Source organism: Paraburkholderia nodosa, assembly GCF_001718195.1.
In the GTDB taxonomy this organism is placed as follows: domain Bacteria; phylum Pseudomonadota; class Gammaproteobacteria; order Burkholderiales; family Burkholderiaceae; genus Paraburkholderia; species Paraburkholderia nodosa_A.
On the sequence record NZ_MCNV01000040.1, the window covers coordinates 18,138 to 32,049 of the forward strand.

General features: G+C 61.0%; 10 protein-coding genes and 1 pseudogene. 2 read left to right on the plus strand and 9 right to left on the minus strand.

The window, feature by feature from the left end; genetic code table 11:
* Positions 1-38 precede the first annotated feature (38 nt).
* Together BFD71_RS35990 and BFD71_RS35995 are read right to left on the minus strand one after the other, a co-directional pair.
* Positions 39-1,127 carry an OpgC domain-containing protein gene (locus BFD71_RS35990; RefSeq protein WP_069268969.1) on the minus strand — a complete coding sequence of 363 codons (1,089 nt, stop codon included), beginning with the start codon at positions 1,125-1,127 and terminating at the stop codon, positions 39-41.
* Between the two features lie 485 nt (positions 1,128-1,612).
* Positions 1,613-1,831 (minus strand): hypothetical protein, encoded by a 219-nt coding sequence (locus tag BFD71_RS35995; protein ID WP_069268970.1) that lies wholly within the window; start codon positions 1,829-1,831, stop codon positions 1,613-1,615.
* Positions 1,832-2,076: 245 nt separating this feature from the next.
* Here BFD71_RS35995 and BFD71_RS36000 point away from each other — a divergent pair, with 245 nt between their 5' ends.
* The gene (locus BFD71_RS36000; RefSeq protein ID WP_069268971.1) at positions 2,077-2,709 is read left to right on the plus strand and encodes a lytic transglycosylase domain-containing protein; all 633 of its coding nucleotides are present in this window, start codon (positions 2,077-2,079) and stop codon (positions 2,707-2,709) included.
* A 561-nt stretch (positions 2,710-3,270) separates the two neighbouring features.
* Here the strand turns inward: BFD71_RS36000 and BFD71_RS36005 are convergent.
* The 3 genes and pseudogenes from BFD71_RS36005 to BFD71_RS36010 form a co-directional block, all read right to left on the minus strand.
* Positions 3,271-3,453, minus strand: a pseudogene (locus BFD71_RS36005) (transposase); the annotation flags it as partial.
* Positions 3,454-3,978: 525 nt separating this feature from the next.
* Positions 3,979-4,119 (minus strand): hypothetical protein, encoded by a 141-nt coding sequence (locus BFD71_RS41720; protein ID WP_176733011.1) that lies wholly within the window; start codon positions 4,117-4,119, stop codon positions 3,979-3,981.
* 1,124 nt (positions 4,120-5,243) lie between these two features.
* Positions 5,244-6,917, minus strand: coding sequence for an NRAMP family divalent metal transporter (locus BFD71_RS36010; RefSeq protein ID WP_069268973.1), 1,674 nt, complete (start codon positions 6,915-6,917; stop codon positions 5,244-5,246).
* Positions 6,918-7,996: 1,079 nt separating this feature from the next.
* On the opposite strand from BFD71_RS36010, the gene BFD71_RS36015 reads away from it, so the two are divergent.
* Positions 7,997-9,178: a cation:proton antiporter gene (locus BFD71_RS36015; RefSeq protein ID WP_069268974.1), complete on the plus strand. Its 1,182-nt coding sequence runs from the start codon at positions 7,997-7,999 to the stop codon at positions 9,176-9,178.
* A gap of 28 nt (positions 9,179-9,206) precedes the next feature.
* On the opposite strand, the gene BFD71_RS36020 is transcribed toward BFD71_RS36015, so the two are convergent.
* The 4 genes from BFD71_RS36020 to kdpC form a co-directional block, all read right to left on the minus strand.
* Positions 9,207-9,635 (minus strand): universal stress protein, encoded by a 429-nt coding sequence (locus tag BFD71_RS36020; RefSeq protein ID WP_370684341.1) that lies wholly within the window; start codon positions 9,633-9,635, stop codon positions 9,207-9,209.
* Between the two features lie 95 nt (positions 9,636-9,730).
* A complete protein-coding gene (locus tag BFD71_RS36025) occupies positions 9,731-10,429 on the minus strand; it encodes a response regulator (RefSeq protein ID WP_069269001.1) in 699 nt (232 codons plus the stop codon).
* Positions 10,430-10,434: 5 nt separating this feature from the next.
* Positions 10,435-13,248, minus strand: a complete 2,814-nt coding sequence (locus tag BFD71_RS36030; RefSeq protein ID WP_069268975.1) for a sensor histidine kinase — start codon at positions 13,246-13,248, stop codon at positions 10,435-10,437.
* Between the two features lie 82 nt (positions 13,249-13,330).
* Positions 13,331-13,912, minus strand: a complete 582-nt coding sequence (gene kdpC, locus BFD71_RS36035) for a potassium-transporting ATPase subunit KdpC (protein WP_069268976.1) — start codon at positions 13,910-13,912, stop codon at positions 13,331-13,333.

Here is a 13,912-nt window from a genome sequence, read left to right on the forward strand (position 1 = left end):
GCCGGTATCGTCTCCCGCAAACACTCACCTTCGATGTTTCACGTAAGCGCGACTCGCGGCCGTACCGATTTCAGTCGTCGCGCGCCGCCCGCGAGCATGAGCAGCGCGCCGATCGCGAGCAGGTCACCGGCGAGCCTCGCGGGTAGCGAATCCGTGACATGCGTTGCGCGCAGGAGCGTGTCGATTGCATTGGAGGCCAGGGCGCCGCCCACAAAGCACACCAGGCCCTGCTGCCCCACCGTGATGACGGCCGGCAGCCGTTGTGCGAGCCATGCTATCCAGCCCTTGCGCACCGCCTGCGCGGCCAGCCAGGCAATGGCGGCGAAATTCACGATCCGCACGCTTGCGAGGTTCTGCTTCATGTAGCCGGGCTGCGGGTCCAGATCCGCGAAGAGCTGAATGAACGCGAACGTTGCAACCAGCGACACAGCGGACACGGTCAACGCGCGACCCGCCAACGAAACCTGGAAAGCACTTGAGACGCGATAGAGGCGGCACAGCAGGCCGAGCATGAACATGGCCTGCCAGGCAAACGGATTGAACGGCCACGACGCGCCCGGAGCCGCAGGCAACCACGCGGCAAGCCAGCAACCGCCGAACCACAGCACGAAACTGCCCACCAGCACGACATCGGGCGAACGGCGCGCGTGCGGCATCACGAACGGCAAGACCGTCACGAGCATGATGTACATCGGCAGCACGCCCGCGAGGTAAGGCTGATCGCGAAAGACCGCGATATTGGCGAGCATCGTGAACGGCTGCGCGGCGAAGCGCAGATAGCCCGACTCGGCCACCAGCGGTGAATCGACACGCAGCATCGCCGCGGCGGCACCCGACAGGAGCATGAGCGCGGCGGTGCACAGATACGCGGCGTAGACCTCGCGCCCGCGCCGCCAGAAGCGACGGTTGGCCGCCCTTTCTCCCTTGCGCTCGGCGATGGAGAGCCAGGTCGCCGCGCATACGTAGCCGCTCACGAACACGAACACTTCCGCGGAGTCGCAGAACGCGAAGTTGTGCAGCATCACATGCGAAAGCACGCTCGACGGGATGTGATCGAGTGCGATGGCAATCAATGCGAAACCCCTGAAAAAGTCGATTTCGATCGATCGCTTCGTTGTCTGGTTCATCAATGACGATTCCCGTTCGTGTCGAAGATAACGATTGAAGTGGATGCACGGCCGCGATTTGATGAAGCGCTCTGCTTCATTCCTCCTTTGTAAGGATGTCTGATCGATTCGCCCACCGCGCGCTTTGCACATGCAAGGCGCGCTGCCTTTAAGCATTTCACGTAGAGTGTGCGTCCGCGAAGTCGCAGCAGTACGTCCGAATGGTGCGTGCCATGCACATTGCGCCAGCATGCGCCCTCCCACTACATCCTTTGGTGCAGCATCCCGTGGTGCCCCGCCCGCTCCATTGCGCCTTTCCGCCATCGCTTCCACAGAAAAAGTAAACGTCCGGAGGCGCGGCGTCATGGAGGGGTGACGCCAGACCGCGCCAGAGGTTCCGGCGAACTTCCGGATTTTTGTAACTTGACAGAAAAAAAATAAAACACGTCTCAACCCCGACCAGCAAAGCGGCCCGTCCTGCCCCCCTCGGGGTCCGTCGCCCGCTGTCAAGAGCCAAACAGAATGAATGGCACCGACGCGAATAGATAGACCGAGAGGCCGACGATTGGAAGGCCGAGAGCGACGGCCACAATGACAATCGCTGCGCCTGACAGGACAAGCATCTTCAGCCACTGCTCGCGTTGGCAGCAGGTGTTCAACTGACCTTCGTGGGTTTCTTCGGTCTCTTCGCCGCTCGCGTGTTTCCAGAACATCAAGCCCAGCATGACCAATCCTGAATGTGAGGGTGGCATCGACGCCAATGATCGCTTGACCACGTAAAAGATTCTCGCACCGATCGCAGGCGGACTTCTGCAAAGTTTTGTGGATTACGTATATATCCCGAGTAAATGGTAGAGAAAATCACGGAATGTTTACGCAATTTTTTCGCCTGAAGGTCACCTTTTTCTGAAATTGTTCTTTCGCGCGGCATAGCCTTTCAAGCTGTTTCACTTGCTAAACGCTCACGAACATGAACAACAATTTCGGTGATCTGCCACGCGCTCGTTCCCGTGGCCTTCGCGCGATTGTTTTCGCTGCACTGCTGGCCACCGGATCGCTCAGCGGCATGACCTACGGCGCTGACGCATCGGTCGTTGCGCCGCCCGACCCCGTCTCCGAGGCGACTTCCCCAGGTAGCCCCACGGCTGAAGACATCGCGACGATGCTCAATGTGCGGTTTCACGTGGGTTTGCAGGAAGCAATGAAGATTGGACGGGCAGTGGTGCATGCCGCCCAACGCGATACGATCTCGCCGATCCTGCTTCTTGCCGTCATCGCGGTCGAATCTAATTTCGACCGCTTCGCCGTGAGCGTGGCAGGGGCGAGGGGGCTCATGCAAATCCTGCCCTCGCAGCACAAGGACCTCGTCCTTCGCACCTCCGATCTGAACGATGCGGGTACCAATGTCAGCATCGGATCATCGATCCTGCATGACTACATCGCGGCGTCGGATGGCGATGTCAATGGCGCGCTCCGGCGCTATAGCGGTGGCGCCAAAGACTACCCGCGGCGCGTGGCCTATCGCCTCAATATGATGAGGACGGCATTCAATGTCCAACCGGACAGTCCCGCATCGGAAGCGTCGGCGACGTTCAGGTATTGAGGTATTAAAGCTTCCCGTGCGAATAAAAGCGAATGGCGCGATGAGGTGTTGGAAGGTCTACGCGGCACCGATCATCCGTCGGCTTGATGGCGAATTGCCTGCAGATGTAGCACCGCTCGGAATCGTTCCGCGAAGGCACATTCCTGACCGGGTCTGCCGCACGAAGGTACTTGCCGGATTATCGTGCAGCACACGGTGATGTTCGAACGCTTCATTCGCGCACTGCTTCGAACCGCAGGCGGTCGCCACGTTTGGTAAGGACGATCTCGCGTCGTTTTTCGTAGACCTCAATCGCGTTGAACACCCGGCATGAGTACCGCGCCTCGGTACGCAAAACTGCTGGAGCGCCTTTGCAGTCATCTGATCGGCCTGCGCTCCTATCTGATCGGCCTGCGCTCCTGCTGCGCAGTCAATTTCGAACTACAGGTATCGGCCGAGGCCGTGTAAAAAAGCGCAGAACGGTGGACCGGTGACGCCCGGTGGGAAGCGCCGTTGCGTTAGGCCGAGATACCGGCAGATGACCCAATCGTGCTTACTGGCAAACAGCGTCGGCACGCGAGTTCACGTGCCTGCCAGCTTCATTGCACGCATCGTCTTTGCGACCCCGAGAATCCTGATGACGCGTTTGAGGTTGTAGGCCAGCACATGCAAACTCATTTCAGCTCCGACATGGCCAAGTCCGCGCGTCTGGAAGTGCGTCGATCCCATCCAGTGCTTGAGTGTGCCGAACACATGCTCAACTGTCCATTCCGGCAGCAACGTTGCCTGATTGCTGTTCGCACCTTCGACAAATCGCCCCACCTCCGCCTCTCCCGCTAACAGGTTGATTCAGTCTAGGTGATCGCGCGGGTTTTGACACAGCCTCGGCCATCAACAGCCATCCGCGAATGCAGCGCGAATGACCGCAGTCCACGGCGGACTACCGCTCGTACGCAGCAGGGCCGGCTCGGTAGCAACGCCCCTGTGCGTTCGAGGACCGGGACGCAGTTGCTGCCACGATATGGGAGTGATGAGTTTCACCACCACCGGAATCTGCCGCGCGGCTGGATCCAGGTAAAGCGAGCGCGACGATCGGCAACGTCCATACGCTTCGGCAATATCCGGGTCAACTGGGTCGTGCGGCGAAGCCGCGGGCGTCGTCGCACTATCCGGCTAAGCGTTTTGCGCGTCGCGAGCGCATTGATCCATTGCCCGAAAGCGGTGAGCTTCAGGGACGTATGTCGTTGACCGACGGCGTAGCCCGCGTATGGTGGGAAGCCCCACAGTTGCTCAGGACATGAGGGCTTTCAGGCGGCGCCAGAAGGCGGCGAACCGGTGGTGTTCCTGCGTTTGCAGCGAAAGTATCGCGTCGTACTGGACACGTGCTTCGTCGACGTGCGGCAGGTTCGACAGGAGGAGGCCGAAGTTCATGATTGTGCTCCGTGCGTCTGGCTTGACGCGTTATTGTGGAAAGCCAGTAGACACGGAAGACCGGGCGGATCATTGGCGCGGCGGCAAAGGTCTACTTGCTTTCCTCGCTTAAAAACAAAGGCAGAGGTGAGCGACATAGGGGATGACTGTCAGGGTCCGACATTTCGACTCCTTATCGATGTTGAGGCGCACGACTGTACCGTGCGTGCTTGTTCAAGCGCTCGGCAGCGAACGACTCGCACGAGCGCGAACGAACGTCGCCGCGAGTTGAAAGCTGCGATGCGTCCATACGGACCCATCAGCAGCATCCAGATGTCCCTCCGGTTTCAACTCTGTGTCAGGGTAAGCCATGTCGCGTAAACGTAGTGAAAAAATGAGGGTATCGCGTAGAAAAATGCGATTGCGACTCAATTGGTACCTGAATGTTGCCGCCGCGTTCTGGTCAGAATCGTACGACTGCACGCAGCTTGCGCGCTTAGATCAATTTCATTCGCCTATTGCCGTTTATCCCGTCAGATGTCCGTCCGAATTTGTATCCGCAGCGGCCATTTGCTGACATTCGACGATTGGCAGACAAGGGCCGGCTCCTGCCGACCTCATCAGGCAGCAGTCGGCAAGAAGCGACATTCGGCATGTATTGTGTACTACCCAGGGAACGACTCCCACTCGCCTGAGAGAAGACATCCACTTGCAGGCTATCCGCTGCGTAGCGTATTACTTAGGCAGTATTTCCCATAGACGAGGCAGTGGGTCGCCCCGCCATTCTGCGGTCCGTTCGCAGAAAAAGCGTCCGCAGCGGGCTGCGCTACGTTTGTTGTGGTCGTCGAGCAATTTCGTTCGGCAGCCAGAAACGTCGCGACCAGGATCAGGGCAAAAACCACAGATATCTCGAGAATGTGCTTTTTCATCATCGACTCCTGATGCCGTAACCCGAAGCCGCATCACGTCCGGAGACCTCGCGACGCGCCCTTCCAACCACCTCTGTCGTTGTCCCCTGTGCGGGCGGACAGCTCAGACGCGGCTCACCACCGCCCCAATCACAATTCCCCGGAACTGCTGCCCAATGGCCTGGTGGAGATGCGCCGCCCGCGAGCCAAATAGCGGACGGTGCCCGGATTTTCTGGCTATTTAAGAAACATTAGTTGCCCGACTTTCACGATCACGAGCGCAACCGCGATCAACAGATAACCGCGCAGTACCCCCATCCAGATCCGTTTGGCGAGAGTCAGTCTGGGCGGCGGCAATTCGTCGAGCGGCGGCATGCGCCACCAACGGCGTGCGTCTTCCGGATACACCAGCGGCTCGCCGCCGACTGCGTCCGTGGGTTCACGATGCAGTCTTCGGATCCCAACCGTGACCAGATAGCCCACGACCGCCAACAAAGTGCCGCCCGCGAGCACCTTCAGTATGGTTTCTCCACTCATATCGGGATACATCACAGATGCGGTCAGGATGACTGACAGCATCACCAGCACCCAGATCACCGCGCCCGTGAAAAGGTTCACCTTCTGCGAGTTAGCCCATGGACCGAGTACCTCCCGGTCATTGCACAGGAGTAGCAGGAACACAGTTGCGCTTGGCAGCAGCACGCCTGCGAGCGTCTGCACGGCCAGCGTCAGTAGACCAAGCGGGCTTCCCGGAATCAGGACCAGCCCCGCCGACCCAGCGACAATTCCGAAATACACGAGATAAAAGCCCTTTGCGGCAAACACGCTGCGGTGCAGCGAATGGCGAATCCTGAACACGTCGCCGATGGCGTAGGCCGTCGACAGCGACACGGACGCCGCGCCGATGATCGCGGCGTCGAACAGGGCCACGGCGAACAGGGCCGCCATCGTCCAGCCGGCGTACTTCTCCAGACCGGCGATAACGCCACCTGCATCCGTAAAATTGCCGAATTCAGGCTTGCCAGCGAACAGTTCCGCGCAGAAGGCCATCATCGCGACCGCGCCAATCATCACGAACACGATGCCGATCCACAGGTCAGCCCGTTCATACCGGATGAAGCGCGGCGTAATGCGTTTGTCGACCACGTAGCTCTGCTGGAAAAACAACTGCCACGGAGCAACCGTCGTCCCGACGATGCCTATCACGAGCAGCATGACGTCGGAAAGCTTCGAATGAGCGGGCCATCCCGGAACAAGGAGGTCACGCGTCATCTGCCCGACCGGCGGGTGGATCGACACCAGTACCGGCACCAGCAGCAGACTCAGTACGCACAGCACCATCGCGAAGCGTTCGAAACGCCGGAAGTTTCCCGTGCTGACCGCCGCCATCGTCAACGCCGCGGCAATGCAAACGCCGGCGAGCCTCGAAAAGCCGAAGAAGTCGAGCACGAACGTAATGCCGATGAACTCGGTAACGATCGTCAGTGCGTTCAGCAGAAAAAGATCAATGATGCTGAACGCGCCCCAGAAGCGGCCAAAGCGCTCGAAAATCAGGCGCGCGTGCCCCACTCCGCTCACGGCGCCCAGTCGCAGTACCATTTCCTGGTTCACGTAGAGTACCGGCACAAGCAGCAGGAGTGTCCATAACAGCGCGGTGCCGTAGTTCTGTCCCGCCTGGGTATAGGTGGCGAAAGCGCCCGCATCGTTGTCACCCACCATCACTATGAGGCCTGGGCCGAGAATGGCCAGAAGCGTGCGCAGACGCGCCCACCAATGGGTTCGGGGCGCTACGTCGTGGCGTGCGATGGTGCCCAACGCACCGGTTATATCGCCAAGATGCGCTTCGTCCAGGACCGCACTGCGCTCCAGCACGCCGCCGGCCGACGATGAGCTTTCCGTCTGGATTGACATGCTGTTTCTCCCCGCTGTTTCGGGTTACCGAAACGCAAATGCCCGCCTCCGGCGAACCCGAGCGAGCGGAATCGCGACGTGAACGCATCGCCCGCTTCTGCCGAAGGAGAGTGGTTCAATTTACGCGACCAGCTACGAAATACTCGCCATCAAACGGTCCCAGAGGGCAGCGATCCGGTGCCTGGCGTTGACGCATCAGCGCGGATAGCCGACGGACACGAAGAAGGTGCGCATCATGGGCGCCGTAACCGTCTGCTAACCGCCAGGCGGCGGCACAAGGAACAATTGTCACTTGCTGGCATTGAGACTCCTCCTGGTTGCCGGCCACGTCCAGCGCTTTGTGCCTATGACGTTCCCACGCGAACGAACGCATGCTGCGAGCGGAATGTTCGCAGCATGATGCCAGTCGAAGCGCACGCAAACGCGGCACCTGCATGGCGCTAATCATCAAGGTGCACGGGAGGTATTACCGGGACGCGCACCGCCTGCCGGACGGCAGGACGGTGGCCAAAAACGGGCGCAGACGCCCTGCGGACTCAGGCAGGAAGACCGTTCGAAGATCGACAACTACTGGTGTCCAAGGCATCAGCCCCTTTAGTGAAGACTCTTATAGTCTAGGTTTATGCATACGGGTCGTCAACGTGATTCGTTCAGCACCACGAACCTGTACTTCGCACAAGAAACTGCCGGAATCAGGCCTTCCACAACCCGACCCACGATGGTCGCAGATACCTATTTGTCGCTGCTTTTGCCACCGACGCCGACCTTGCCGCGCCCGAACTTGCGATGCGGTGCAGGGGCACGCAGCCTCTTCCTGGCGTCGGTTGCCAACGAGACGTGCTCCGCAGGGTAGCGGGTCGTTCTGTGCGATGCGGCCTGACAGGCGGGACCGCCCGGAACGATGCGTTTGATAGCTGACATGACTCGAGCCTCTCGAATAGCAACCGGGGCCTTCCCCTGCGTATGATCCGATAAGAGGGTAACGCACATACTATGGGGTCTGCCCAACAGCGCGACCCATAGGCCGAATCAGGCCAGACGCAGCGAAACTTCTGTACCCCTCGATCGGAGCCGTCCGGATGGACTTTAACGTCGGCCTCTTTGAAGTCCTGTTGCTCGTTTCGGCATTGGTGGCAATGCTCGCGCGGCGCTTGCATATGCCGTACAGCGTCGGTCTGGTCATCGCTGGGGTCGCCCTATCGCTCCTGGCCTCTTCCCGATTTCCCGTTATCCCCCTCAACCAGGATTTCATCTACAACGTACTGCTGCCACCGCTCATTTTCGAGGCGGCGTTTCACATGCGCTGGGGGGAAATTCGCAGGGATTTTGCCGTAGTCCAGACGTTAGCTATCGTCGGTGTGCTCGTATCGGCTGGCGTAACGGCGATAGGCGTGCATTACCTGTTGCACTGGGAATGGATTTCCGGCGTGCTCTTCGGCATGTTGATCGCCGCCACGGATCCCGTCTCTGTCCTGGCGAGTTTCAGGGAGGCTGGCGTGGCGGGACGCTTCAGGCATTTGATGGAGGCAGAAAGCCTGTTCAACGACGGGACGGCAGCAGCAGGCTTTCGCGTTGTGCTGGCATTCGTGGGCGGCGCGCACGTTCTCCCTGTCGACGTATTGAGAATATCTGGCATCGTGCTTCTCGGATCGGTCCTTTGCGGCTTGCTGATCGGCAACGTGGTGCTGTCACTGCTACACCGCACCGCCGATCACCTCGTCGAGATTGCGTTTGCGATGATCGCGGCCTATGGGTCGTTTCTGCTCGCCGAAAACCTTCACCTGTCCGGTGTGCTGGCGACGCTGGTTGCCGGTCTCGTGATGGGGACGCGCAATGCGGTCAATCCGATGACGAAGCGAGGCCGGGAAGCCGTTGAAAACGTGCTTGAATACGCGGTATTTGCCGCCAATTCGTTCATCTTTCTCTTCATTGGCATTCAGCAGGCTCAGCGCGAGTACGAAACGGTGTGGGCTTCGATCGGCATCGCCGTGGCAGTCGTGATGGTGGCCCGCGCTGTGGCTGTCTACCCGTGCTGCATGCTTTTCACGCGCACGTCACTGCGCATCGACGTGCGGCATCAACATATCCTGTTCTGGGGCGGAATGCGCGGTGCTCTCGCCCTGGCGCTCGCAATGGGCTTGCCACCCGGCGTGCCGCGTCGCGAAGAAATCGTTACCGTTTCCTTTGCCGTGGTCGCCTTTTCGATTTTCGTTCAGGGCACGACGATGTCCGCGCTACTGCGGCGACTGCGAGTCGTATGACCCTACGCCGCCCAGTGCGGTGCAGACTTCAGTGGATCATCGTCACGGGTGTTGAAGTCAGTCGCCATAGCCTGGCGAGGACCGCCCATCTGTGGAAAAAGCCTAGGTGGCTTGCGTCAAGCACCACGATGTCCGCATGCCCCTTCTCTGCGCACTGTGCGATGGTCCGCTCCGCGGGCCCGAATACGCGCTTCCATGTGTACGGGACGCCTGCGTCATCGAGAATCGCCCGCGTCTTCATGAGCGCATCGAGCGCCGCCTGCTTTTCCCGTCTGTGCAACGCCGCCGGTGAATGAAACGCTACGGCACGGCCTTGCGCGACATCATCGAGTACCTCGACGATCTCGACCTCGGATACGCATCGCTCCGCAAACAGGAACGCTCCGTGACGCGCCGCTTCGGTTGCCCCTTTGGCGCCGAGCACGGGAATAAGCAGTTTCAGCACAGCCAGCCTCACCGGTAAGTCGAATTCAGCTTGATTGGATCACGGAGCTCACCAGGATCACGTAAAAGTACGAGGAACGCGTGTAAAAATCTCATTGACATCGCTGCTCACCTGACACCAACCAGGCAATATCCAACGCCCGTCTCCGTCACGATGTGTTCGGGCCGTGCCGGGTTCCGCTCGAGTTTGTGGCGCAGGTTTCCCATGTAGATCCGCAGATAGTTCGCGTTTTGCGCATGGGCGGGTCCCCACACCTGCTCCAGCAATTGGCGATGGGTCAGCACGCAGCCTGCATGACGAACGAGCGTGACCAGCAGGCGATACTCGATGGGCGACAGATGAATCGTCTCACCATTGCGCTGGACCGACCTCGCTGCCAGATCGATCGTCACCGCGCCGAACGATACCCTGGCCGAATCCGGGGTCACGGAGCGATCCTGTCGGCGCAGGTGCGCCCGGATTCGCGCCAGCAATTCGCCGATACCGAATGGCGTAGTCATGTAATCGTCGGCCCCTGCGTCGAGCGCCATCACCTTGTCCTTTTCCCGCGAGCGGGCCGACAGCACGATGACCGGCACAGCGGACCAGCCGCGCAGTTGCCGGATCACGTCCAAACCATCCATATCCGGCAACATCGGATCGATAATCACCAGATCGGGCCTGGCGGTGGCGGTGATGGCGAGCCCCTCCTGCCCGGTGCTCGCATCGAATACGCGCATCACCTCGCTTTCAAGCGCGGCTCGCACATAGCGGCGAATCTGCCTTTCATCCTCGATCAGGACAACCGTAACGGCCGGATCGCTCATGACATTCATAGGCGATTCGCGGTACCGCCGGACACGTCCGATGACCGGTTCCGGGATGATGCCCCCGTACCGGGAAGCTCCGGAACTTCGGTTTCCGCAGGCGGTGTCTCGTCCGCGGGCAGCATGATCCAGAAACAGGCGCCGAGCACTTTGCCGTTCATGTCGACGCGGTTTGACGCGCCTATCCTGCCCCCGTGCGCCTCGACGATCGCGCGGCAGATGGCAAGCCCCAGACCAATGCCCGGCAGTGCCGACTCCTTCTCACCCCGGGTGAACTTGTCGAATACCCGTGATTCCATTCCCGTGGGCAGACCCGGCCCGCTATCCCGGACTTCGACCCCCACGTACCGGTGCGCCTCATCCTGCAACATGGACGCATCAATGGTTACCGGCGTCCCTGTCGGCGTATATTTGGCCGCGTTCTCGAGCAGGTTTGCGAAGAGCCGTTCGACGAGTACCGCGTCGAACTGCACAAGCGGGATATCCGCGGGCACAAGTGCCTGAACCTTGCGTTCGCCCAGCATGCGCCGGCAGCCGGCCAGCGCGGAGCCGATCACCTCCTCGATCGACGACCACTGCCGGTTCAGCCGCATGCTGCCTTCCTCGAGGCGCGCCATGTCGAGCAGATTGACGACGAGCCCATTCATCCTCAGCGCCTCCTCGCGGATCGCCTCCGAGAGCTCCAGTGCCCTGGGCCCACCCGTCACGGCGGCGCCCTGGTCGGCAAGCACCGATGCAAACCCCACGATCGCCGTGAGCGGCGTGCGCAGGTCATGGGAAATCGCGGACAACAGCGAGTTGCGCAGTCGTTCCGACTCCATGCTGACCAGTGCGTCCTGCGCGATCTCGACGTAGTGCACCCGTTCGAGCGCGAGCGCGATCTGCGCGACAAAAGTGTCGAGCATGCGCCGCTGCTCTGGCACAGCAAACTCTGCCATCCGTTCAGACAGCAACGCGATCACGCCGCGCGTGCGCATTGGCGCCTTCAGCGGCAGGTACAGCGCCGTCGCGGCAGGAAGGGTCTCCGTGCCGTGACCGGCCTGTTTCTGCTGGTCGTAGACCCATTGGGCGATGTCGAGGTCGACGTCGCTGAGTGCGGTCGCCGGATCGGGATTCTCGACCTTGGGCCGCACCTTCTCCACGCTATCCGGCAACAGGATCGCCGTGCGCGCCTGGAACACGTCGCTCACGTGACGCATGCCGATCTCGATGATCTGCTCCGTCATCAGTGCGCCACCCAGTTCGCGCGTCATCGCGAACATTGCCCCCGTGCGGCGCTCGCGCAGCGTGGCGAGATGCGCCTGACGCTTGAGGCTCGCCGTCAGGTGACTGATCACCAGCGACGTCATCAGCATCACGGCGAAGGTGAGCAAATATTGTGTGTCGGCGACCGTGAACGACATGCGTGGCGGCACGAAAAAGAAATCGAACGCAGCCACGCCGAGAAACGAGAAGAGCACGCCTGGCCCGCGCCCGAGCCGTGCGGCCGTGAAGACAGCGCCGAGCAGATAGAGCATCACGAGATTGGTCTGCGCGATCCGGTCAAGCAGCATGCCGGCGATCGCTGTAATGGCCGCACAGATCGCGAGTGCGTAGGCGTACGAGACCGGTGTGGAGCGGCGCGCTCGCATGTCGGGCCCAGCAAACCCACTCATGGCATCGTGGCGCTCGGCGGCTTCGCGCACCGAGCCGGAGTTGACCAGTGTGACGTCGATATCGCGCACCGACCAGACCATCTGCTGTGCGACGGACGGCCTGAGGCGTGCGCGCCATCCCCTCACAGAGGACGCGCCCACTACCAGTTTCGATACGTTGCGCATGCGAGCGTACGCAAGCACTGTCGGCGCGACCTCGTCGCCTTGCAGCGTGACAGTTTCCGCGCCCAGCTCGGACGCGAGCTTGAGCGCGTCGAGCGTGCGCTTGCGAATGGCATCAGGCAGCCGCTCAAGCTTCGGCGTCTCAACGTAGACCGCTAGCCAGTCCGCCTTCTGGTTCGAAGCGAGGCGCGCCGCCGCGCGCACGAGATTGCTGCTTTCCTGGCCTGCGCCGACGCACACGATGATGCGTTCGCGCGCCTGCCAGATCCGCTCGATCGACTGATCGGCGCGGTACTCGCGCATCTGCGCATCGACACGGTCAGCTGTGCGGCGCAACGCGAGTTCGCGCAGCGCGATCAGATTGCCCTTGCGAAAGAAATTGCGGACCGCATGCTCCGCCTGCTGCGGCATGTAAACCTTGCCTTCGCGCAGCCGGTCAAGCAGTTCCTCAGGCGGCAGATCGACCAGCGTCACCTCGTCGGCGAGATCGAACACGCGGTCGGGTACCGTCTCCCACACGCGGATGCCCGTGATCTGCCCGACCACGTCGTTCAGGCTCTCGAGATGCTGGACGTTGACCGTCGTGAACACGTCGATGCCGGCATCCAGCAGTTCCTGCACGTCCTGCCAGCGCTTCAGATGCCGGCTGCCCTGGACGTTCGAATGCGCGAGTTCGTCGACGAGGACCAGCTGCGGCTTGCGCGCGAGCGCGGCGTCGAGATCGAATTCGGCAAGCAGGCGGCCGCGATATTCAATGCGCGCCGGTGCGATGACCTCCAGGCCTTCGATCAGTGCGAGCGTCTCCTTGCGCCCATGCGTTTCGACGATCCCCACGACGACGTCGGCACCTTCGTCCTTGCGGCGCCGCGCGGCCTGCAGCATCGCAAACGTCTTGCCGACGCCGGCTGATGCGCCGAAAAAGATTTTGAGTCGTCCTCGCTGGCTTTTCTCTTCATCACGCTGCAGCCGGTCCAGCAGTTCATCAGGATCGGGCCGGTTCATCGCACGTCTCCTTGCGAGTCATCCCATTGTCGTGCTGTCGAGGGCACGCGCGTTGGCCAGGTCACGCCGCGCCAGCAGAACCTCAATGCATAGGCTTCATCGCGTCGAGCGCGAGATTCAGCTTCAGCACATTCACGCGCGGCTCACCGAAAATGCCGAGCTGCCGTCCAGAAGTGTTCTGCGCGATCAGTGCATTGACCTGATCAAGCGGCAGTCCACGCGCTTTCGCCACGCGCGCGGCCTGATACGCGGCCGCAGCCGGCGTGATGTCGGGGTCCAGTCCACTACCGGACGAAGTCACGAGATCCACCGGTATGGACGCGGTGTTCGACGGATCGGCATCGTGCAGTGCCGCGATACGCCCCTTCACTTCGTCGGCAAGGGCCGGATTCGTCGGACCAAGGTTCGAGCCGCCAGAATTCTGTGCGTTATAAGGATTCGGTGCCGTGGCCGACACGCGGCCCCAGAAGTAGGACGGTGCGTCAAACTGCTGGCCGATCAGCGCGGAGCCGACCGGCTTGCCGTTCTGCTCGATCAGGCTGCCGTTGGACTGCCGCGAAAACGCGGCCTGAGAAACCGCCGTCACCACGAGCGGATAGATGCCGCCCGTAATTACCGTCAGCAACACAAACAACACCAGCACGGGTCGCAAGGAATTGTTCAT

Bases quoted from the DNA above. Each gene is read 5' to 3' on its own strand.
- kdpC (WP_069268976.1), bottom strand. From the start codon at position 13,912: ATGAACAATTCCTTGCGACCCGTGCTGGTGTTGTTTGTGTTGCTGACG.
- BFD71_RS36025 (WP_069269001.1), bottom strand. From the start codon at position 10,429: ATGAGCGATCCGGCCGTTACGGTTGTCCTGATCGAGGATGAAAGGCAG.
- BFD71_RS36000 (WP_069268971.1), top strand. From the start codon at position 2,077: ATGAACAACAATTTCGGTGATCTGCCACGCGCTCGTTCCCGTGGCCTT.
- BFD71_RS36010 (WP_069268973.1), bottom strand. From the start codon at position 6,917: ATGTCAATCCAGACGGAAAGCTCATCGTCGGCCGGCGGCGTGCTGGAG.
- BFD71_RS36015 (WP_069268974.1), top strand. From the start codon at position 7,997: ATGGACTTTAACGTCGGCCTCTTTGAAGTCCTGTTGCTCGTTTCGGCA.
- BFD71_RS35990 (WP_069268969.1), bottom strand. From the start codon at position 1,127: ATGAACCAGACAACGAAGCGATCGATCGAAATCGACTTTTTCAGGGGT.
- BFD71_RS41720 (WP_176733011.1), bottom strand. From the start codon at position 4,119: ATGAACTTCGGCCTCCTCCTGTCGAACCTGCCGCACGTCGACGAAGCA.
- BFD71_RS35995 (WP_069268970.1), bottom strand. From the start codon at position 1,831: ATGCTGGGCTTGATGTTCTGGAAACACGCGAGCGGCGAAGAGACCGAA.
- BFD71_RS36030 (WP_069268975.1), bottom strand. From the start codon at position 13,248: ATGAACCGGCCCGATCCTGATGAACTGCTGGACCGGCTGCAGCGTGAT.